The organism is Shewanella pealeana ATCC 700345 (genome assembly GCF_000018285.1).
Taxonomy (GTDB): domain Bacteria; phylum Pseudomonadota; class Gammaproteobacteria; order Enterobacterales; family Shewanellaceae; genus Shewanella; species Shewanella pealeana.
In genome coordinates, this window is record NC_009901.1 from 525,206 (window position 1) to 547,515 (window position 22,310).

Below are 22,310 nucleotides of genomic sequence, written 5' to 3' on the forward strand. Positions count from 1 at the left end.
GCCGATTAGACAAAAGCCCATCGATTGATGGGCTTTTTGCTTTTATGGTCGTAAGTACATTAAATACTCAGGTAAATCTTCTAGGCTATTGAGTTGCTTATGGGCTACGACCCACTTACTAAGGTCGGCTTGTTGTGGGTCAGGGATCGCAGCTGTTTGCATGTTAGCTGCACGGGCGGCGATTAATCCATTAAATGAATCTTCAATGGCTAAACAATAGATAGGATCAATATTAAGCGCCTGAGCACAATTTAAATAGACTTCGGGGTGGGGTTTTCCATAGGTTAAATGCTCAGCCGATTTGATTGCTTGAAAATATGTGGCTATCTCTAACTTGTTTAAAACGGCATTAATAATATCGCTCGAAGAGGAGGTGGCTAGACCGACTTTTAGCCCTCGTTCTCTACAAGCATTAAGCGCTGATAATACGCCCTTCATCGGTTCACCGTTGGCTGCAATATGGCTAACAACCTGATCGACAATGGCTTGAGCCGTTTGTTGGTTATCATAGTTTTTCCACGGAAAGCGCGCATACCAATAATCAACAACCTGATCGATTCTGAGTCCCGTAGTTAGAAGCATATCTTGCATAGATATGTTTAAACCTAACTCGCTCAGCACCCTATACTCGGCTATTTGCCAAACTGGCTCCGAGTCGATCAATACGCCGTCCATGTCGAAAATAACGGCTTTTAGCTCTGGTGTACTCATAAGTATCCAATTATGTTCATTATAACTTTGGTGAATATTAGCGGTTTATATGGTCGTTTTTACGAATAATACGACAATGATAGTACTAAAACTTACCGGATTTTACCTTATTAGTAATCGATATACTCCAGATTTAAACCTGGGTAAATCTATGATTTATATAATTTAGATCAAGTTTTTACACTATGGTCTAGTTTTCTTTTTAAGCGATTAGATTTACTGTATAACTCGAGATGTCGATTGGGTGTTGTTTTACTTTTGCTGAAGTGTGATCGGATTCATACTTTTGTAAAGCTGTAGTATAATAGCGCTCGAATGAAGGGTCGAGCCTGCCGAGCTGTCAGTTTCAATTTGAAGACGAGCAGTTTCGCTGTTATATCAATCTTAGATTGGTATTGAACGCCAAACAAAGAGGAATATTGCCGTGCTAGAAGCATATCGTAAACACGTCGCAGAACGTGCTTCAGAGGGCGTAGTCCCTAAGCCATTAGATGCCCAACAAGTGGCACAGCTAGTCGAGTTGGTAAAGAATCCACCTGCAGGTGAAGAAGCGTTTATTCTTGATCTGCTTGAAAACCGTATCCCACCAGGTGTTGATGAAGCCGCGTACGTTAAAGCAGGCTTTTTAGATGCAGTAGCCAAAGGCGAAGTATCATCTTCTATCTTATCGTCAGAGCGCGCTATCGAGCTGCTTGGCACTATGCAGGGTGGCTACAACATTGAGCCATTGATTGCTCAACTAGATAACGACGCACAAGCGCCACTTGCAGTAAAAGCATTGTCTCATACACTGCTTATGTTCGATGCGTATCATGACGTTGTTGAAAAAATGCAAGCGGGTAACGAGTTCGCTAAACAAGTAGTTCACTCTTGGGCTGATGCCGAGTGGTTCCTATCTCGTCCAAAACTTGCAGAGAAAATCTCGCTAACCGTATTTAAAGTATCGGGTGAGACTAACACTGATGACCTGTCTCCAGCACCAGATGCATGGTCACGTCCAGATATTCCATTGCACGCACTTGCCATGCTTAAGAATGCCCGTGAAGGTATTGTTCCTGATGAAGCTGGCGAAGTCGGTCCAATCAAAGAGATTGAGTCGCTAAAAACCAAAGGTTTCCCACTGGTTTACGTCGGTGACGTTGTCGGTACCGGTTCTTCACGTAAGTCTGCAACTAACTCTGTTTTATGGTTCATGGGCGATGATATCCCGAATGTACCAAACAAGCGTGCGGGTGGTTTCTGTTTGGGTGGCAAAATCGCACCCATCTTCTTTAATACTATGGAAGATGCGGGCGCACTACCAATTGAACTAGATGTTAGCAAGATGGAGATGGGCGATGTTATCGACATCTATCCATATCAAGGCATCGTTAAGCGTCATGATACTGATGAAGTTATTTCACAGTTCTCATTGAAGACTGCAGTGCTAATGGATGAGGTGCGCGCTGGTGGTCGTATTCCACTTATCATCGGTCGTGGTCTAACAGATCGCGCGCGTGAAACGCTAAACCTTGAAGCATCAACTGAGTTTGTTCGCCCACAAGATGTGGCTGACACGGGTAAGGGTTATACCCTTGCACAAAAGATGGTCGGTAAGGCATGTGGCGTGACGGGTATTCGTCCAGGCCAATATTGTGAACCTAAGATGACCTCTGTGGGTTCACAAGATACTACAGGCCCAATGACTCGTGATGAGCTAAAAGATTTAGCGTGTCTTGGTTTCAGTGCAGACTTAACCATGCAGTCTTTCTGTCACACGGCGGCTTATCCAAAGCCTGTTGACGTAAACACTCACCATACGCTGCCTGATTTCATCATGAACCGTGGCGGTGTTGCTCTGCGTCCTGGTGATGGTGTTATTCACTCTTGGTTAAACCGTATGTTACTACCTGATACCGTCGGTACCGGTGGTGATTCACATACGCGTTTCCCAATTGGTATTTCATTCCCCGCAGGTTCTGGTCTTGTGGCATTCGCTGCTGCAACGGGCGTGATGCCACTGGATATGCCTGAATCAATTTTGGTGCGCTTTAAAGGTGAAATGCAACCGGGTATCACGTTACGTGACTTGGTACATGCAATCCCACTTAAAGCGATAGAGATGGGTCTGTTAACGGTTGAGAAAAAAGGCAAGATCAATGCTTTCTCTGGCCGTGTACTAGAAATTGAAGGTCTGGAGCAGCTTAAAGTTGAGCAGGCATTCGAGCTTTCAGATGCATCTGCTGAGCGCAGTGCGGCAGGTTGTACGATTAAGCTAGACAAAGAGCCAATCATCGAATACCTAAACTCAAACATCGTCATGCTTAAGTGGATGATTAGCGAGGGTTATGGTGATCGTCGTACTATCGAGCGCCGTATCACAGCAATGCAAGAGTGGTTAGCGAATCCTGAGCTTATGGAAGCGGATGGCGATGCAGAATACGCAGAAGTTATCGAGATCGATCTAGCTGATATCAAAGAACCCATTCTTTGTGCGCCGAACGATCCTGATGATGCGATTCTACTTTCATCTGTGGTTAATACTAAGATTGACGAAGTTTTCGTTGGTTCTTGTATGACTAACATTGGTCACTTCCGTGCAACGGGTAAGATGCTAGATAAATTTGCATCGACATTACCGACACGCTTGTGGATTGCGCCACCGACTAAGATGGATCGCGATCAACTAACAGAAGAAGGCTACTACGCTATCTTCGGCCGTGTGGGTGCACGTATCGAGATCCCAGGTTGTTCACTGTGTATGGGTAACCAGGCACGTGTTGCAGAAGGTGCAACGGTAGTATCGACTTCTACTCGTAACTTCCCGAACCGTCTAGGTACAGGTGCTAACGTATACTTGGCATCGGCAGAGCTTGCGGCGGTTGCAGCACTTCTAGGTCGTTTACCATCGCCTGATGAGTATCAGACATACGCTAAAGAGTTAGATGCAACTGCAGCTGACACTTATCGCTACCTAAACTTCGATCAGATTGCCTCGTATACGGCAAAAGCCGACGAAGTGATCTTCCAATCGGCGGTTTAAGCCAGATTGATATACTGAAGTTGATGCTCTGAAATTGGAGCATTAAAAAGGCCAGCTAAATTAGCTGGCCTTTTTGTTAATTCATTTTTAAGCTCCGCTAGAACCTAGAACCTAGAACCTAGAACCTAGAACCTAGAACCTAAGCTAGAAGCATGCTTGCTTCTTGTTACTTTCCTCGCAGCGTAGCGTCCTAGCTTTAAGAGTGCTTACTATGCAGAACTTCTAGCAGCTTATCTTCCAGTTCGAAGCGTGTTTCCATTGCATGGCCTAGAGATGATAAATCTTTATCCAAGTGGAATAACACCTGCTCATCTTCGGCTTCAGTATATTTGTCATTGAAGTCTAAGGCGGTATCTGTGGTCTCACTGATCTGCGGTACCAGTTTCTGAGCGAGTTCTTGGCTTGTGCTGCCATTCTTTTCGCAGGCAGTTACCACTTGGTTATAGATCTCAAAATGACCTTCAGATACATAATCCATTAATTGATCGCAAAACTGTTTTACTGAGTCAAAGGCGGGGAGCGACTTGTCAGTTTCCTCATACGGCGGAATCCCGGCAATCTGGCAATAGTTAATAAGTAGGTTGCGCCGATTATTTAACCATTGATCTATAAGAGTATTTGAGCCGCCCCATTTTTGTTCGGCTTTCTCTAACTGTCTTAGCATGATCTTCCCCGTTAAGAATCCATCTCTGTACTTCTAATGTAGGGGAAAAATGTAGTTTTGATCAACCATTTTTGGCCGATTTATGAGGAAATACTAAATAGACATACCAGAGAAAGAATTGTGAACAAACTGCTATAAAATAAAATGCCCAGCGATAGAAAGCTATCGCTGGGCGAGTAAAGTTTGTAGCGGGCTCGATGCGACGAGCTTCTTGATTGTTCTTGCTAGCGCAGACTTTTTATACCAAAGCTAACAACGAGGTGCAACTTTTTTCTGTCATATTGCGAACCATACAGCTTAGGTTAAGCTAGGTTGTGAAGCTATTTCACGTTTTTAGTGAAAGCTGTGAACTGTGCTCAGGAGCCTGGAATTCTTGTAGTGAAACAAGCCAATAATGTTAACTATCTCCGAGTTGGCGGAATTAGTCGCGTTACTTGTCACATTATTTTACCTATGGAGGTTACTTTATTAACGTAAATGCTAAACTACTGCCCCAAGCGGATATCACTATAAGTTTAGGAATCAAGCCAAATGGCAGAATTAAAGAATGATCGTTATTTACGTGCGTTATTAAAACAGCCTGTCGATAGAACTCCTGTCTGGATGATGCGTCAAGCTGGCCGTTATCTTCCAGAATATAAAGCAACCCGCGCAGAAGCTGGCGACTTCATGTCTCTTTGTAAGAACCAAGACTTAGCTTGTGAAGTGACTCTTCAACCTCTACGTCGCTACGATTTAGATGCAGCAATCCTGTTCTCTGATATTTTAACTGTTCCTGATGCGATGGGCTTAGGTCTGTACTTTGAAGCTGGTGAAGGTCCACGTTTCGAACGTCCAACCGATACCATCGATTCAATTAAAAAGCTTTGCATTCCAGATCCAGAAGATGAACTTGGTTATGTAATGCGTGCAGTAAGCACTATTCGTCGTGAACTTAAAGGTGAAGTGCCACTAATCGGTTTCTCAGGTTCACCTTGGACACTCGCGACTTACATGGTTGAAGGTGGTTCAAGCAAGGCATTCGAAAAGATTAAGAAGATGGCTTACGAAGAGCCAGCTACTCTGCACATGCTGCTAGATAAGCTAGCTGACTCTGTCACTTTGTACCTAAATGCTCAAGTTGCAAACGGTGCTCAGTCACTAATGATTTTCGATTCATGGGGTGGTGCACTTTCTCACCACGCATACCGTGAATTCTCACTACGTTACATGCAAAAAATCGTTGATGGCCTAACTCGCCATGCAGACGGTCGCCAAGTACCAGTGACTCTGTTCACTAAAGGTGGCGGACTATGGCTTGAGTCTATGGCTGAAACAGGTTGTGATGCACTAGGTCTAGACTGGACTGTTGATATCGGTGACGCACGTCGCCGTGTAGGTCATAAAGTTGCTCTACAAGGTAACATGGACCCATCGGTACTTTACGGTACACCAGAGCGTATTCACCAAGAAGTGGATCAAATCCTTGCTTCTTATGGAGAAGGCACTGGCCATGTATTTAACTTGGGTCATGGTATTCACCAGCACGTTGATCCAGAGCGCGCTGGCTCGTTTATCAACTCAGTTCATGAGTTATCGCCTCAGTATCACAAGTAATCGAATCGCTTATATAGCGAAATGATTTACCATCGATTGGTATAAATAAGGGCTCAGTTTACTGGGCCTTTATTGTTTCCGCCTTTAATTTTATTTCCAGTCTAGCACTCAGCATTAAGGGCTGGCTGATGTTTCATACCAATCAGTATAAGAAGTTGATCTACTCAGAGCGTTTTTTGGCAAACTAATTCAAGGCGAATAACTGAAAGAATGGTTGCTCCCTTGTAAAGTTGTTCAACGCAGAAGTAGGCAGCCAAAAACGCTCCAGAATGGCGAGTTTTAGCTGCTCTGATAATGCGTTAACGAGCTTAACCGTAGAATAACTATGCTCTGCACTCGTTGCCTTGTCTCAGTGCCGCTAAACTCTCGCTGAGCGACCAAATCTTTATACTGATTGGTATCATTTTAAGCAAAATTGTTCGTCTACTTGATGATTATTTTCAATAAAAGATGAGATTCAATATCGATTATGAGTTTGTTGATGTTTTTATCAACGACCGTTACACATACAGGTGTTAACTGCGGTGGAAATGGGGTAATTTGCTCACACAAACCAAGTCGTAGCCAGAGTGACTGGCGGGTTTTGAATTAGAGAAGTTGTCCTCAGATGCAAATTGGCAAGAAAGCTGTCTTAGTGATATTTGGGATCTGTATCCCCCTCCTAGCCGTAGCCTGCTTAGCAGGAATGACCTGGTTACATAGCGAAGTTGACGCTATACGTAGTTATGTCATAGAGAAAGAACTAGAGAGCATCCAGTCTCAAGTAAACCGAGACCTCGAACGTTTTCAGCTTCAGCTTGATAATTTTTCAATCAATTATCAAATAGAAACTCCCACCGATTTATTACCAGAGGCCGCATTATTTGGCAGTACTCATGTGCTGCAACTTAAGGATGGTCAACTCGAGCCAATTGATAAACAACAGCCGATAATTCCGCAGCTGCCCATGGAGCTGCTTGCAAGTGAGCAGGCACAGGCTGGGGTATATTTTGACAAGGTCCAAGCCTTAGGTTATCTCATTAGTATTTCAGCTAAGGATGCCGAATCTGAACGCTTAGTGAGCATTAGTCGACTCACTGATGATTATCTCGCGACGTTAGGTTTTGTCGATTTTGCCACTCAGATAAAAATTGAAGCTGGAAGCGCCAAGCCTGGATTAGTTTTGGCGGACAATACTGTCATTGCGCAATTAGCTATTCCAGCGCTTGTTCATCAACAACCAGTACACCTCTCTATTGCCTTCTCTAATCAATTCTTCTCACGTATGGCATGGCAGTACAGCTTACTGACGTTAGGGGGATTAAGCTTAGTCATAGCTTTACAGTTAATGCTATTTATCTGGCTCAGGAATGCGGTGTTTAAGCCTTTGAATTACCTCTCTGAGCAGGTGGGGGGCTTAGGTCTTGACTTAAAAGGCCGTGCTTACATTAACGGAGCGGGTATTCACGGAACAGGCAAAAACGAGTTTGGCCAAGTCACTGAGAGTATTAACCAGTTACTCGATAGTCTCTATCGACAAGAGAGTCAGTCTCAAGTCACTTTGGAGTTTATTGCTGAAGCGGTGATCTTGACTGACATTCATTGTGAAGTGAGTTATATCAACCCCTATGCCGAACGTCTGTTGCAGCTGAGTAATGCACAGGCACAAGGTAAGAGGATTCATGAATTATTACCTGGTAATCAAAGCTTAAGTGATAAAGTTAACGCCTTTATGCAAAGCCCATCGCTTAGTATTGATTCTATATTCTTACGTCTGAATTGCGACTCTCCCAAGTTATTGAGTGCCAGCTTAGCTCACTTTTCTAATCATTCTGGAGAGATCATTGGGGCTGTGCTGGTATTAAAAGACACGACTCAAGAAGCCTTGCTAAAGCGTCAATTGCAGCGCCAGAGTTATTTAGACCCAGTTACCGGTCTACTAAACCGGACAACGTTTGAAGAGCGATTTATGGGGTATGCTCAATCGTCCCAATCCTTAGCGGTAGTCTATCTAGATCTAGAGCAGTTCAAACTCATCAATGACTCCAGTGGCCACGCTATAGGCAACAAGATGCTTAAAAAAGTGGCCAGAGTGATTGAGTCTTGCTTATCGGATAATATGCTATTGGGGCGCATAGGGGGCGATGAGTTTGGTTTGATCGTTAGAGATAGCTCAGCCCTAGCCGTAGCCAAGTTAATTAAGAAGATCATTGCCGGTGTGGGTTGCCAAACCGTAACGCATAACGACACCTGCTATCGTGTTGGTGTAAGCGTTGGGGTAGCATTGTCACGCGTTAATAAAGACACAGATCTGCTCGGGCTACTCAAGGATGCAGATATCGCCTGTCTTGCTGCCAAGCGCAAGGGCTGTAATCAGGTGCACTTCTATGATGGTCGCGATATCGATTTAAGTTATCAACGTAACGCGCCTAAGTGGGCTGTTAGAATCGTGCAGGCGATTGAGCACAATGAGCTTATTCTCTACTATCAAAAGATAAAGTGTCTTTCATCCCATAGCCATAGGCAGCGCCTTGAGATATTGCTAAGGATCCAAGAGCCTGGTGGTCGAATTTTGCCTCCTGCACAATTTATTGCTGCGGCGGAGAGTTTCAAACTTATTGTCGATGTAGATAAAGAGGTCATTAGAAAGACCTTTCTGTGGTTGTCATTAAATGAGGGACTGTGGGATGACCATTGCCTATCGATTAATTTATCGGGTAGCAGTCTTGGCGCTGAAGGTATGGTCGACTTTATCTTGAGTCAACAAAAGCGCTTTGGCGTACCCAGTAGTTGTATCTGCTTTGAGATCACCGAAACCAGTGCCATTCAAAATCGTAGTCGTGCGATGAAGATGCTATTAGACTTGCGAAAGCGTGGCTTTGCGTTTGCACTGGATGATTTTGGTAGCGGTTTTGCCTCCTACGGCTACCTTAAAGAGATGCCTGTCGATTACGTTAAGATTGATGGCTGCTTCGTTAAAAACTTAGCCAGCAATGCCAAAGATTACGCTATCGTAAAGTCGGTTAACGATGTCTGCCGTGTAATGGGCATTGAGACTGTGGCTGAATTTGTCGAAAACCAAGAGATCATAGATAAGCTCGAGGTGATTGGTATTAACTATGCTCAGGGTTACGGTATTGGCAGACCACAGCCTTTAGACTCCTATCAAGGAATCTTAGCTCCAGAGAAACAGATGGCCTAACTCTCGTCGCTCTAGTGGCTCTCATGAGGAGGCATTTGCGATCTTGATTGTGATGTGTGAGCTTTAGAGGCTAAACATAGTAACGATCTAAGGTAGTTAGGCCATTTATGCAAAGCTTTAAAGATAAAGTCATTATCATTACCGGCGCATCCGAAGGAATAGGGCGCGCCTTAGCACTGGCACTTGCGCCGCATGGATGCAAGTTAGTGATCAGCGCTCGTAACCTTGAGCGACTGAATTCTTTAGCAAAAGAGTTGGCTGAACTTGGTACTGCTCCTTTGGTTCATGTTGCCGATGTCTCTAAGCAAACTGAGTGTGCAGGCTTAATTTTGGCCTGTGTGAGCCATTTTGGAAAGTTAGATATCTTAGTCAACAACGCGGGCATGACCATGTGGTCGCGTTTCGATAAACTTGAAGACTTAAGTGTTTTATCGCAGATCATGCAAGTGAACTATCTTGGTCCTGCCTATCTCACTCATGCCGCTATTCCCTACCTTAAACAAACCCAAGGTCAAATCGTTGCAGTTGCCTCGCTAACGGGCATGACTGGCGTACCGACTCGCTCTGGCTATGCAGCTTCTAAGCACGCTGTCATTGGCTTGTTTGACTCGCTGCGTATTGAACTGAGTAATGACAATGTCGCGGTAACCGTGATTTGTCCCGACTTTGTGGTAACTCAGACTCATAAGCGTGCATTAGATGCCCAAGGTAAGCCTCTAGGGGAGACGCCCATGCAGGAAAATAAAATTATGACGGCAGAAGCATGCGCTCAGATGATGCTGCCCGCTATCGCAAACAGAAAGCGCTTACTCATTACTTCATTTAGAGGGCGGATAGGCCGTTTCTTTAAAATTATCGCCCCGGAGCTGATTGATAAAATAGCACGAAGGGCGATTGCGTCAGGGCGTTAACCTATACTGATTGGCATAAGTGCTCGGACAGTCTACTTATTAAGATGCTTTACGATAGTTTCAGCTGCTTCGGCTTTGGTGGCTTTTTCTGCCGAGGGCTCAATATGCGCTGTGGCATTATGGCCAGTCATGTCTTCGGCGATGTGTAACCAGTCTGGGTGCCAGTAAAAAGATGAACCAGCTAGTGTGTCCCAGTTATGCACGCCTGATGCTTCACCTTGATAGATAAGATCGCTTACTGAATATTTCATAGTTAATCCCTGATATAAAGTTTAAATATTTGAAATTTGTTAGCGCATATCACTCACTTCTATATGTATGAGCTCAATTGCTGGTATGCCTAGGATGCGCTTTCAAATCACGTTTTTTTGCTACTTAGATCACAAAAACATTGATTGATGTTAGCAGAGGCTAATGTGATAGGCGTGGTGCTGAGCATAGGATAATGGTTTTTAGGGCCAGAATATGAAAAGGTGAATACAAAAAAGCCCTGAGTTAACAGGGCTTAAATTTGTATTGGCTTATAAGAGATTAGCCTTCGCCGTTTTCGCGAGCAATTGCACGGTAGGGGATGTCGGTGCGGCTAAGTCGTAACCGTAGTTATCCCAGTGCTTTATGCTATTTAGCCATCCCTATTCTCACGAGCAATCGCTCTGTAACCGATGTCGGTTCAGTTAAGTTATTACTGTCGCCATCCCAGTTGTACTGGCCTATGAGGCAATATATCGCTGACATAAAAAAGCCCTGAATTAACAGGGCTTTTAAGCTAGAACTAAGTTTGTTTAGCCTTCGCCGTTTTCGCGAGCAATTGCGCGGTATGCGGTATGCGATATCGGTTCGGTTAAGTTATAACAGCCGTCATCCCAATTGCTTTTAGTGGATTAGTCTTCGTTATTCTCACGAGCTATAGCACGGTAAGCAATGTCTGTTCTAAAGTACACGTCATCCCAGTGAATTGCATCAACTAGGTTATAAGCCGCTTGCTGCGCTTCAGTCACTGTATTGCCCAGTGCGGTAGCACATAACACGCGGCCGCCATTAGTCACAACGTGACCATCTTGCATGCTAGTGCCAGCATGGAATACTTTAGCGTCGTTGTTACCAAGAGATAGACCGTCAATCACATCGTGTTTGCGGTATGCATCTGGGTATCCGCCAGCGGCAAGTACCACACCTACGGCTGCGCGAGAATCAAATTCAGCTGTGACTTGATCCAGTTCACCACGAGTCGATGCTAGGCAAAGCTCAACCAGATCAGATTTAAGACGCATCATAATTGGCTGAGTTTCTGGGTCGCCAAAGCGGCAGTTGTACTCAAGTACTTTAGCGCTGCCATCCGGTGAAATCATCAAGCCTGCATATAAGAAGCCTGTGTATACATTGCCTTCTGCAGCCATGCCATCAACTGTTGGGCGAATAACATGCTCAATAGTCCAGTCATGAACGGCTTGAGTAACAACAGGCGCTGGCGAGTATGCGCCCATGCCGCCAGTGTTTGGACCATGATCGCCATTATCACGGGCTTTATGGTCTTGGCTGGTGGCCATTGCAAGAATGTTCTTACCATCGACCATTACGATAAAGCTGGCTTCTTCACCTTTAAGGAACTCTTCGATAACCACGCGAGAACCCGCCTCACCAAACTTGTTACCAGCCAGCATATCTTCAATAGCTGCATTGGCTTCAGTTAGGTCTGCTGCGATGATAACGCCTTTACCAGCGGCAAGGCCATCGGCCTTGATCACGATAGGGAAACCAGTCAGGCCAGTCACTTGTTTAACGTAAGCTTTGGCTGGCTTTATCTCGGTAAAGTTTGAGTAAGCCGCAGTTGGAATGTTATGACGTGCTAGGAAGTCTTTAGTAAAGGCTTTAGACGATTCTAGCTGCGCTGCACCTTTAGTTGGGCCAAAGATAGGCAGGCCGGCTTCATTAAAGGCGTCAACTACACCCAATGCTAGTGGTACTTCAGGGCCAACAATGGTGATAGCGACTTTTTGCTCTTCGGCAAATGCCACTAACGCCGAAATCTCTTCAACGTTAATCGCCACGTTTTCAAGCTTTGGCTCTAATGCTGTACCAGCGTTACCTGGGGCAACAAATACAGTTTCAACTTGCGCCGATTGCGCGGCCTTCCATGCCAATGCATGTTCGCGACCGCCGCCACCTATAATCAATACTTTCATATCTTTACCTTTTATAGCTGCGCCTTTCTTCCTATCTCTGCATCAAGCATGCTCACGTATTGGCATACGTTGCGCGTGCTTTCTTTGACCTAGAAAGAATAGCTTGCTCTAAACGTTAAATATCAATTTTGTTAATGCGCGAATAAAGTCCTTTATTGCTTAATTCGCGCAAACCAATTAATGACGGAAGTGACGCATACCGGTAAATACCATTGCCATGCCGTGCTCATCAGCTGCTGCGATGATCTCTTCATCGCGGATAGAGCCGCCAGGCTGGATGATACAGCTAATGCCTGCTTCTGCTGCAGCATCGATACCATCACGGAATGGGAAGAACGCATCTGATGCCATTACTGAGTTTTGTACTTCTAGGCCTTCGTCTGCGGCTTTAATACCTGCAACCTTAGCGCTGTAAACTCGGCTCATTTGGCCTGCACCTACACCGATTGTCATGCTGTTCTTGGCGTAAACAATGGCGTTTGATTTAACAAACTTAGCCACTTTCCAGCAGAACATTAGATCTTTCATCTCTTCAGCCGTTGGTTGGCGCTTAGAAACAACCTTAACGTCATCAAGACCAACCATGCCTTGGTCGCGATCTTGTAGTAATAGGCCGCCGTTTACACGCTTGTAATCTAGGCTGGTGGTTTTTGCTGCCCACTCACCACACTCAAGCAAGCGTACGTTTGCTTTAGCAGCAATAACGTCACGGGCTGCTTGGCTAACTTTAGGGGCTATGATCACCTCAACAAACTGGCGCTCAACAATCGCGCTAGCAGTTGCTGCATCTAGCTCGCCGTTAAAGGCGATGATGCCACCGAAAGCCGACGTTGGGTCAGTTTGGAATGCACGGTTATAAGCTTCAAGTAGGTTTTCACCAATAGCCACACCACATGGATTAGCATGCTTAACAATCACACAAGCTGGCTCGTCGAACTCTTTTACGCACTCAAGTGCAGAGTCGGTATCGGCGATGTTATTGTATGACAGTGCCTTACCTTGCAGTTGAACGGCGGTGGCAACAGAGGCTTCATCAAGATTTGTATCAACATAGAAAGCGGCTGTTTGGTGGCTATTTTCGCCATAGCGCAAGTCTTGCTTCTTAACTAGCTGAGTGTTGTAAGTGCGTGGGAACTTAGAATCTTCATGGCACTCGTCATTGCTGTGTGCAGGTACTTTAGTGCCGAAGTAGTTAGCAATCATGCCATCGTATGCGGCAGTGTGCTCAAACGCTGCAATCGCTAGATCAAAGCGAGTCTCAAGGGTAGTGCTAGCTTCGTTTGATTGCATTTCTGCAATAACGCGGCCGTAATCTTTCGCGTTAACGATGATAGTAGTGTCTTTATGGTTTTTAGCGGTAGATCGCACCATAGTAGGGCCGCCGATATCGATGTTCTCGATAGCGTCAGCAAGCGTGCAACCTTCTTGAGCAACGGTAGCAGCAAACGGATACAAGTTAACTGCAACCAAGTCGATAGGCTTGATGTTGTTTTGTTCCATTACGATTTCGTCGATACCGCGACGCGCTAAAATACCGCCATGCACTTTAGGGTGCAGGGTTTTAACGCGGCCATCCATGATCTCTGGGTGACCAGTATAATCTGATACTTCAATGACAGGCACGCCATTATCAGCCAGCAGGCGTGCGGTGCCACCAGTAGAAAGTAGCTCAACACCTTGAGCATGCAGCGCTTGTGCAAACTCTAGGATTCCGGTTTTATCTGAAACGCTTAACAGCGCGCGACGAATAGGTCTGGCATTATTCATTGTAGGTACAGGGTCCAGTAGTTATTTTTAAGGATCTTTCGGAAAACAGAACAGTATTGCTCGCTCTATAGCGGCCTACACTGCTTTCCAAAAGTCCCTCAAGTTACTCTCCCGTCACGGCGCGCGTATTTTACCGTAATTTTGAGGTTGGCGGTGTTTTTTTCTGCGCGATTTCACAATACGTTCAGCAGAACAAGCTTTCTTGTTTATTTAAGCGCAGAATAACTCTTGACCTTGGATACAACTCCAAGGTTTATACTCTCGTTATTACAGTAATAAAACCTGTTGGTTTATTGTTTTATCACTGGCTAATATTTGAGTTTGAAACTGAATATTTGATTGATTTGGAGCTAGGCATGTATCGAATTGGTGAGCTTGCACTGCAGTGTGAGGTTAAAGCTGACACTCTAAGGTTTTACGAAAAGCACGGCTTGTTGTCGCCGTCATCACGCACCGATTCAGGGTATCGCATTTATACCGAAGCGGATGCCGAGCGCTTGCGCTTTATTTTGCGCGCCAAGGCGGTGGGCTTTACTTTAGCGGAAATCACCGAACTTCTGTCTATCGAACTCGATAAGTCCAATTGGGCTTGCGCCGATGTAAAAGGCATGGTCGATGATAAATTGGCGAATGTTGAAGCTAAAATCGCCGAGCTAAACCATTTTCAATTATCTCTGCAGCGCTTGTCGCAAGCTTGCTGTGGCGGCCCTGAAAGTGCGGAGCATTGCTCGATTCTTGAAGCGTTGGAATCGAATACTGACAATATCCGCTGTGAAAATGACAAGCATGGTCACGATAAAAAGCTGTTCACTAAAGGCTGCACGACTAAATCAAATGCTAAACCGACAAACAAATCGAAAGTTAAATCGAATACTTAAAAATACACGTGAGAAGTCGTTATGTTATTAGAAAACTTTATTGAGCTGTTTCTAGAGTCAGCCCCTTGGCTTTTACTAGGCCTAGTATTAGCAGGCATGTTGAAAATGTTCGTGCCCATGGCTTGGATGCAAAAGCAGCTGGGTGGCCACGGCTTTAAAACCACGGTTAAGGCTGCGGTACTAGGTGCGCCATTACCACTGTGTTCTTGCGGCGTGATCCCTGCTGCGGTGGGTTTACGTCGCAGCGGTGCATCGAAAGCGGCAACCACCTCATTCTTGGTGTCTACCCCAGAAACCGGTGTCGACTCGGTAACTGTCTCATATGTGTTACTCGGTCCATTTATGGCGATAGTGAGACCAATAGCCGCAGTTGTCAGTGCGATTGTGGCAGGTCTGTTAGTTGGGCGAGATGACGATGACGGAAAACCTGTTGCTAGTGAGCAAGCTAAACAAGCTGACTTAAAATCTGAACCTATCGCATCTTGCTGCAGCAGTAAAAAGGCTGACGCAAAGGTTGAGCCTAAGGCTGAAAAGTCATCGTGTTGCTCAAGCAAAAAGGCTGCTGAAGTCAGCATGAAGCCTGCTGCTGAAGTCAGCATGAAGCCTGCTGCTGACTCGAGTGTGATGGTGATGAATACGGCAGAGGCTGTAAAGCCTGCATCTTCTAGCTGCTGTTCGAGTAAGCAAGCACCCGTTATTGCGCCAGTGGCTGTAGAGAAGTCATCGTGCTGTAGCAGTAAAAAAATCGAGTCTTCAAAAAACAGCCATGCTGATGCTGAAGCTGAAAGTTGCTGCGAGTCTACTAGAGATGTAGCTACAGAGCTAAAAGGTACCTCTGTGATTAGTCGCATAGGTAAAGGCCTGCACTACGCGGCGACCGATCTTGTGCGTGATACTACCGTTTGGTTGTTGATCGGCCTGTTCTTCGCTGCATTGGTACAAACCTACGTGCCAGCTGATTTTATGGCGAAGTGGGGCGACGGCATTCTCGCTATGCTAGTCATGGTGTTGATCTCTGTGCCTATGTATATCTGCGCCACGGCATCAACGCCAATAGCGGCAGGCTTACTATTAGCGGGTGTATCACCGGGCGCCGTATTAGTGTTTATGTTGGCAGGCCCTGCGACTAACATCGCAACCTTAGGTGTGGTAACCAAAGAGCTAGGTAAGCGTGCGCTTTATGGCTACTTAGGTGGCGTATTAGGTGTGGCACTCGTATCGGGCGTATTAGTTAACTATCTTGTCGATACTTTTGGTTTTGTGGTGATGCCACAAATTGGTGAGCAGCATGAGCTCTTGCCAGCAGGCATCGTTTACACATCTGGTGTGGTGCTTGCGATATTAATGGCTAAAGTCTTCTTAGATAAGTTACCTAAAAATTGGTGGCGTCGAGACTGTTGCTCATAAACAACCTTTGCAGGGAATTGTTTGGTAAGGTAAAGGCACTCATTGGAGTGCCTTTTTGTTTTTAGGGCTAAAATGAGATGAGTAAACGCGATGGAGCTAATCGGTAATAGCCAGCTATATTGTTAAGCACATCGCTAACTACGCCAACAAAAGGAGTTGTCATGATCAAAATTCTAGTCACATTATTTCTCGTTCTAGCAATGAGTGCCTGTTCAGAACCCTCTCATCTAGGCAGTGACGGTAACTACGTCGCAGGTGTGCATTACCGTGAATTAGCGACCCCGATCCCAGCTAGTGGTGATGATATCTCGGTGACAGAGTTTTTCTGGTATGGCTGCCCACATTGTGAGCTGTTTGAAAAGCCACTACACAAATGGCAGCAAACCATGGCTGATGGAGTCGTGCTTGTGCAGTCACCTGCAGTATGGAATGAGGCGATGAAGCTGCATGCCAAGGTATTCTTTATCGTGCAGCAGATGCCAGACAAGCAAAAGATCCATGCGGCTCTGTTTAATGAGATTGTTGGACTGCGTGAGATAACCGATCTGGATGAGCAGCAGGCTAAGCTTAGTGATTTTTTAGCGGGCTATGGCCTAAGCGAGCAAGCGTTTAACGACAAGCTTAATTCGGCCGATATTATTTCCAAGCTTAAGCAGGCGATGCTACTCATGTCGTCGGCAGGGATCCAAGGCACGCCAACCATCTTAGTTAATGGTCGCTATATTATTCTCAATGAGTCGGCAAACTCAGCAGAACAAGTGATGGATATTGCCAGTTACTTGGTTGAGCTTGAAAGGCAAAATTTGTTAGCCATGTAGACTCACATAACATTGGTTGTAAGCGTCATGCCTAGTGAAAAAGCCGTAGTGATATTCGATGGTGCTTGCAACCTGTGTGATGGCGCTGTGTGTGTTATTACAAGGCATGATCCAAATAGCGTATTTGAGCTGGTAGCGTTGCAATCTATGCAAGGGCGAGCACTTCTGAGCCAATTTAAATTAACGGATGTGGCAATGGACAGCGTGATCTTGATAAAGCAGGGGCAGTACTATCTGCGCAGTGACGCGATAATTGAAATTGCAAAATCACTGAGCGGCGCACCACGCCTAGTAAAGTACGTCGCTTTCTTTCCAAGGGTTTTGCGTAACGCTACTTATAATTTTATTGCCAAACATCGTTATCGTCTATTTGGGCAAAAAGCGATTTGTCAGCTGCCTAAAAAGTAATTGCCTCAAGCTATCTCATAAAAAGCTTTGCTTAAGCCTCTCCTCTTAATCGCTTCTACACGATTACACGTACTAGCCCAGATTCTTACCCCGTCTCTTATATTACACCATCTGTACTGCAAACTTAGCGTGATGACTTGTTGAAAATAATCGCACGAGACTGCACCAAAATGGGACAAAACCGCTTTATCGATAAATCAGAGCTAAATTGCAGTAACGGCAAATTCAGCTCTTTTTAGGCGTAAAACAATAATGCCGCATGCTTTGTAGGGTTTTGGTTGTGCCATATTGTCTAAAACTAAACTTAAAGCGTAGGGAATTGGTGTTGCGTTACGCTGGAGTTAATTCCTTTTATAGCCGCTTTATCCTTTGCTGTAGGTACTTTCATGCTCTTTTTGAGTAATGATTTGCCTCTAGTTGATTCATCTATTTAACATCTTAAACTTGTTGCTTGTGAGACATAATGTCTTTTTTGTGTTGGTCATAAAGTCCATTGCTGTGACTTTGCGGAGTTTTGGGGTTTTACTCTAAGCTTGACCGCTGCGCTTGTACTTATTGGTTTTTAATTCTTTTATTGTGGTGCTTTCATTGTGTTTGTTCTGTTGTGGTTTTTGTGTGATATTGATCGTGTGTTATAAATTGTTCGTATAGCTGACTTTGGGGATAATCACTTCGCGTTCATGAGTCAGTGTTTGGGGCAGAGCGGTGAGGCATAAATGCTTATCTCTTAATCAATTAACTCAATCCAGAACTTTATTAACGAAAACCAAAACTACAGCGCCGAGATGAGAAAGTCGGCTCTAAGTAGAAAATACTAATTGTGTGAGGGTTATATGGACAGACGACAGTTTTTTAAACTGTGTGCCTGCGGAGCGACCACATCGGCAATATCAGCGTTGGGATTAATGCCCGGCACTGCGATGGCTGCGCCTCGTGAGTATAAGTTGTTGAAAGCAAAAGAAACCCGCAATAACTGCTGTTATTGCTCTGTGGGTTGTGGCTTGTTGATGTACAGCTATGGCAGCAACGGTAAAAACGCTGAAAAAGCGATTTTCCACATTGAAGGCGACGCTGACCATCCGGTTAACCGCGGCGCATTATGCCCTAAAGGTGCGGGCCTAGTGGACTATGTAAATAGCCCTAACCGTAACCATTTCCCTGAAGTGCGTGAGCCAGGCTCTAACGAGTGGAAACGTATCAGCTGGAATGAGGCATTTAGCCGTATCGCGCGCTTGATGAAAGATGACCGCGATGAAAACTTCATTGAAAAAAATAGTGATGGCACCACAGTAAACCGTTGGTTGAGTACCGGCATGATGACTTCATCTGCACAGCCAAACGAAGGTGGTTTTATTACTCACAAGTTTGCTCGTTCTCTTGGCCTAGTGGCCATCGATACTATTGCGCGTAACTGACACTCCCCAACGGTAGCAAGTCTTGCTCCAACATTTGGGCGCGGTGCCATGACCAACCACTGGATCGATATTAAGAACGCAAGTGTCGTGGTGATCATGGGCGGTAATGCCGCTGAAGCACATCCTGTCGGTTTCGGTTGGGTAACGGAAGCTATGGAACACAATAACGCCAAATTGGTGGTTGTGGATCCACGCTTTAACCGCAGTGCAGCATTAGCTGACTGCTATGCACCACTTCGTAGTGGTACTGATATCGCATTCCTTTTAGGTCTAAGTCGATACCTCATTGAGACTAAACAAGTTAACTACGAGTATGTTAAAGCGTATACCAACGCAAGTTACATCATTCGTGAAGATTTCGAATTCAATGAAGGCCTATTTAGTGGTTTTGATGAGAAGAGTCGTACTTACGACAAGGATTCTTGGTACTACGAATTAGATGAAGATGGTTATGCCAAAGTCGATGAAACTTATGAGCACCCACGTTGTGTGTGGAACTTATTAAAGAATCACGTTGACCGTTACGACTTTGAAACCGTAAGCAATATTACCGGTACACCAGTTGAAGATTATGAAAAAGTTTGTGCGTTAATTGGTAGCACACACGTTCATGATAAAGCGGCGACCTTTATGTATGCATTGGGCTGGACCCACCACACTAAAGGCGCACAGAACATTCGTTCTATGGCATTAGTGCAGTTGCTACTGGGTAATATCGGCGTATTGGGTGGTGGTGTTAACGCACTGCGTGGTCACTCAAACGTACAGGGCGCAACCGACATGGGTCTGTTATGTCAGAACCTGCCTGGTTACTTAAAGCTACCAAATGACAACGATACCGATTTAGCGACATACCTAGATAACTATACGCCTAAGCCGTTGCGTCCAGGCCAAACTAACTATTGGTCTAATTATCCTAAGTTCTTTATCTCACAGATGAAGAGTTTCTGGGGCGAGAACGCGACAGCGGCGAATAACTTTGGTTATGACTGGTTACCTAAGTGGGATTTACAGTACGACTACACCAAGCACATCGACATGATGTACAAGGGCCAAGTTAACGGTTACTTCGTGCAAGGGGTTAACGCAATTAACTCTATGCCAAACCGTAACAAGACCTTAGCGGCGTTATGTAAGCTCAAATACTTGGTCGTAATGGATCCGCTAGCGACAGAGACTTCTGTATTCTGGCAAAAAGCCGGTGAGTTTAACGACGTGCAGCCAAGCGAAATTCAAACGCAAGTTTTCCGCTTACCTACGACGTTATTTGCTGAAGAGGAAGGCTGTATCGTTAACTCGGGTCGCTGGATGCAGTGGCACTGGAAGGGCGCTAATCCACCTGGTGAGTCAAAGCCTGATGCTGAAATTTTATCTGGCATCTTAATGAAGCTGCGTGAGCTGTATAAAGCGGAAGGCGGCGTGCTACCAGAGCCGATTGAAGCGGTTAACTGGGCAGGCTATCACAATCCACACTTCCCACACGGCGAAGAAGTGGCAAAAGAGCTTAACGGTATCGATCTTAAAACCGGTAAGCAGCTTGATAGCTTTAGTCAGTTAAAAGACGACGGTAGTACCTCATGTGGTTGCTGGATCTACTCAGGTTCCTGGACCGAAGCCGGCAACATGATGGCGCGTCGTGATAACTCTGATACGTCAGGCAAAGGTATCACCCCAGGTTGGGCATTCTCGTGGCCACAAAACCGCCGCGTACTATACAACCGCGCATCCTGTGATGTTAACGGTAAGCCTTGGGATCCAAAGCGCATGATCGTTGAGTGGAACCACGGCAAGTGGCACGGCATCGACGTGGGTGACTTCAATATGACGTTACCGCCAAAAGAGTCGGCGCATCCGTTCATTATGCAGCCTGAAGGTGTGGGTCGTTTCTTCTCACTTAAGATGCTAGCTGAAGGGCCATTCCCTGAGCATTACGAGCCAATGGAGACGCCAATCGGCACTAACCCATTGCACCCGAAGGTGATCAGTAACCCTGCGGTACGTTTGCTAGAGGGTGTTGAAGAGACATTGGGTTCACATACGGAATTTCCATATGTGTGTACCACTTACTCCTTAACCGAACACTTTAACTTCTGGACGATTCACTGTCGTTTAGCGGCGATTTCGATGCCTGAAACTTTCGTTGAGTTAGACGAAATTCTCGCAGCGAAGAAAGGCATTGCTAATGGCGATTGGGTCAAGGTGAGCTCTAAGCGCGGTAGCTTGATGACCAAAGCTTTGGTGACTAAGCGTCTGCAGCCACTTAAGGTGCATGGCCAGATGGTGCATACCGTTGGCCTGCCGCGTCATGGTGGCTATAACGGTCTAACTCGTAGAAGTTCTAGTTGTAACGTACTGACCACAGAAGTGGGCGATGCAAATACACAGGTGCCTGAATTTAAAGCATTCCTTGTGGATATTGCTAAGGCTGAGGGAGTTTAATCATGTCTGCTCAAGATATCATTTTAAGCTCTGGCACATCAGAGCTCACTCCTGCAGCGCAGGTACGCCGTAAGTTAAGTAAGGTGGCCAAGTTATTCGACGCCACTAAGTGTAACGGCTGTAAGGCTTGCCAGGTGTCTTGTTCTGAATGGAACGATCTGCGTGCGCCAGTGGGGAGCTTCCAAGGTTCTTACCAGAACCCAATGGACCTGTCTTCAGAGTGTTGGACACTGATGAAGTATCAGGAAGTGGAAGAGAACAATAAACTAAATTGGCGTTTCGCCCACAGCGCATGTATGCACTGTGACGATCCTGCCTGTTTAACCGCTTGTTCGACCAAAGGCGCCATCGTGCAACGCGCAAACGGCGTGGTGGATTTTGATTCTGATAAGTGTACTGGTTGTGGCTACTGCGTTTCGGCTTGTCCGTTCGATGTACCAAGACTCGACCCTATCGATCAAAAGGCTTACAAGTGCACCATGTGTTCAGACCGTATCCAAGTGGGCCAAGAGCCTGCCTGTGTGAAGTCTTGTATTACTGGCGCACTGAAGTACGGCACCCGTGAAGACATGCTGTTTATTGCAGACTTACGGATTAAAGAGCTGCGTAAGCGCGGCTATGTTAATGCCGGTCTATACAACCCAGAAGGTGTGGGCGGTACAGGCATGATTATGATTTTGCATGACATTAATCAGCCACAAAACTACGGCCTACCAGCCGATCCGAAAACGAGTGTGCCAATTAAGTTATGGCAAGACGTGGTTAAGCCATTGGGTGCTGCAGGTATCATCGCAACAGTTGCTGTTGCGTGTCTACACCGCATCACTGTGGGGCGTAACCTTGTTGAAGAGGACGAACCTGCACAGTTCGACCACACTCACTCAGATAAGTCAGATAAGGAGTAACGCTC

Annotated in this window: 15 protein-coding genes; 10 read left to right on the top strand and 5 right to left on the bottom strand. The window is 45.6% G+C overall.

Annotated features, from left to right (window positions below):
* Window positions 1–42: 42 nt before the first annotated feature.
* Window positions 43–711 carry a hexitol phosphatase HxpB gene (hxpB, locus tag SPEA_RS02280; protein ID WP_012153690.1) on the bottom strand — a complete coding sequence of 223 codons (669 nt, stop codon included), beginning with the start codon at window positions 709–711 and terminating at the stop codon, window positions 43–45.
* 424 nt (window positions 712–1,135) lie between these two features.
* Between hxpB and acnB the strand changes: the two genes are divergently transcribed.
* The gene (acnB, locus tag SPEA_RS02285; protein WP_012153691.1) at window positions 1,136–3,733 is read left to right on the top strand and encodes a bifunctional aconitate hydratase 2/2-methylisocitrate dehydratase; all 2,598 of its coding nucleotides are present in this window, start codon (window positions 1,136–1,138) and stop codon (window positions 3,731–3,733) included.
* A gap of 196 nt (window positions 3,734–3,929) precedes the next feature.
* Here acnB and SPEA_RS02290 read toward each other — a convergent pair whose 3' ends face one another.
* Window positions 3,930–4,397: an Rsd/AlgQ family anti-sigma factor gene (locus SPEA_RS02290; protein ID WP_012153692.1), complete on the bottom strand. Its 468-nt coding sequence runs from the start codon at window positions 4,395–4,397 to the stop codon at window positions 3,930–3,932.
* Window positions 4,398–4,928: 531 nt separating this feature from the next.
* Here SPEA_RS02290 and hemE point away from each other — a divergent pair.
* The 3 genes from hemE (at window position 4,929) to SPEA_RS02305 (ending at window position 10,085) form a co-directional block, all read left to right on the top strand.
* Window positions 4,929–5,993 (top strand): uroporphyrinogen decarboxylase, encoded by a 1,065-nt coding sequence (hemE, locus tag SPEA_RS02295; RefSeq protein WP_012153693.1) that lies wholly within the window; start codon window positions 4,929–4,931, stop codon window positions 5,991–5,993.
* Window positions 5,994–6,600: 607 nt separating this feature from the next.
* On the top strand, window positions 6,601–9,174 hold the full coding sequence (locus tag SPEA_RS02300) for a putative bifunctional diguanylate cyclase/phosphodiesterase (protein WP_012153694.1): 2,574 nt from the start codon (window positions 6,601–6,603) through the stop codon (window positions 9,172–9,174).
* A gap of 107 nt (window positions 9,175–9,281) precedes the next feature.
* On the top strand, window positions 9,282–10,085 hold the full coding sequence (locus SPEA_RS02305) for an SDR family oxidoreductase (RefSeq protein WP_012153695.1): 804 nt from the start codon (window positions 9,282–9,284) through the stop codon (window positions 10,083–10,085).
* A gap of 32 nt (window positions 10,086–10,117) precedes the next feature.
* Here SPEA_RS02305 and SPEA_RS02310 read toward each other — a convergent pair whose 3' ends face one another.
* The 3 genes from SPEA_RS02310 to purH all read right to left on the bottom strand — a co-directional run bounded on the left by SPEA_RS02310 (window position 10,118) and on the right by purH (window position 14,035).
* A complete protein-coding gene (locus tag SPEA_RS02310; protein ID WP_012153696.1) occupies window positions 10,118–10,336 on the bottom strand; it encodes a hypothetical protein in 219 nt (72 codons plus the stop codon).
* A 630-nt stretch (window positions 10,337–10,966) separates the two neighbouring features.
* Window positions 10,967–12,268, bottom strand: a complete 1,302-nt coding sequence (purD, locus tag SPEA_RS02315) for a phosphoribosylamine--glycine ligase (protein WP_012153697.1) — start codon at window positions 12,266–12,268, stop codon at window positions 10,967–10,969.
* A gap of 177 nt (window positions 12,269–12,445) precedes the next feature.
* On the bottom strand, window positions 12,446–14,035 hold the full coding sequence (gene purH / locus SPEA_RS02320; RefSeq protein WP_012153698.1) for a bifunctional phosphoribosylaminoimidazolecarboxamide formyltransferase/IMP cyclohydrolase: 1,590 nt from the start codon (window positions 14,033–14,035) through the stop codon (window positions 12,446–12,448).
* A gap of 356 nt (window positions 14,036–14,391) precedes the next feature.
* On the opposite strand from purH, the gene zntR reads away from it, so the two are divergent.
* From zntR to fdxH, 6 genes are all read left to right on the top strand, one after another.
* Window positions 14,392–14,913 carry a Zn(2+)-responsive transcriptional regulator gene (gene zntR / locus SPEA_RS02325; RefSeq protein ID WP_012153699.1) on the top strand — a complete coding sequence of 174 codons (522 nt, stop codon included), beginning with the start codon at window positions 14,392–14,394 and terminating at the stop codon, window positions 14,911–14,913.
* Between the two features lie 21 nt (window positions 14,914–14,934).
* Window positions 14,935–16,320 carry an SO_0444 family Cu/Zn efflux transporter gene (locus SPEA_RS02330; RefSeq protein ID WP_012153700.1) on the top strand — a complete coding sequence of 462 codons (1,386 nt, stop codon included), beginning with the start codon at window positions 14,935–14,937 and terminating at the stop codon, window positions 16,318–16,320.
* A gap of 161 nt (window positions 16,321–16,481) precedes the next feature.
* The gene (locus SPEA_RS02335) at window positions 16,482–17,138 is read left to right on the top strand and encodes a thiol:disulfide interchange protein DsbA/DsbL (protein ID WP_012153701.1); all 657 of its coding nucleotides are present in this window, start codon (window positions 16,482–16,484) and stop codon (window positions 17,136–17,138) included.
* A gap of 27 nt (window positions 17,139–17,165) precedes the next feature.
* Window positions 17,166–17,546 (top strand): thiol-disulfide oxidoreductase DCC family protein, encoded by a 381-nt coding sequence (locus SPEA_RS02340; RefSeq protein ID WP_041410783.1) that lies wholly within the window; start codon window positions 17,166–17,168, stop codon window positions 17,544–17,546.
* An 833-nt stretch (window positions 17,547–18,379) separates the two neighbouring features.
* Window positions 18,380–21,400, top strand: coding sequence for a formate dehydrogenase-N subunit alpha (gene fdnG, locus SPEA_RS02350; protein WP_150102197.1), 3,021 nt, complete (start codon window positions 18,380–18,382; stop codon window positions 21,398–21,400).
* A 2-nt stretch (window positions 21,401–21,402) separates the two neighbouring features.
* A complete protein-coding gene (gene fdxH, locus SPEA_RS02355; protein WP_012153705.1) occupies window positions 21,403–22,305 on the top strand; it encodes a formate dehydrogenase subunit beta in 903 nt (300 codons plus the stop codon).
* Window positions 22,306–22,310 lie beyond the last annotated feature (5 nt).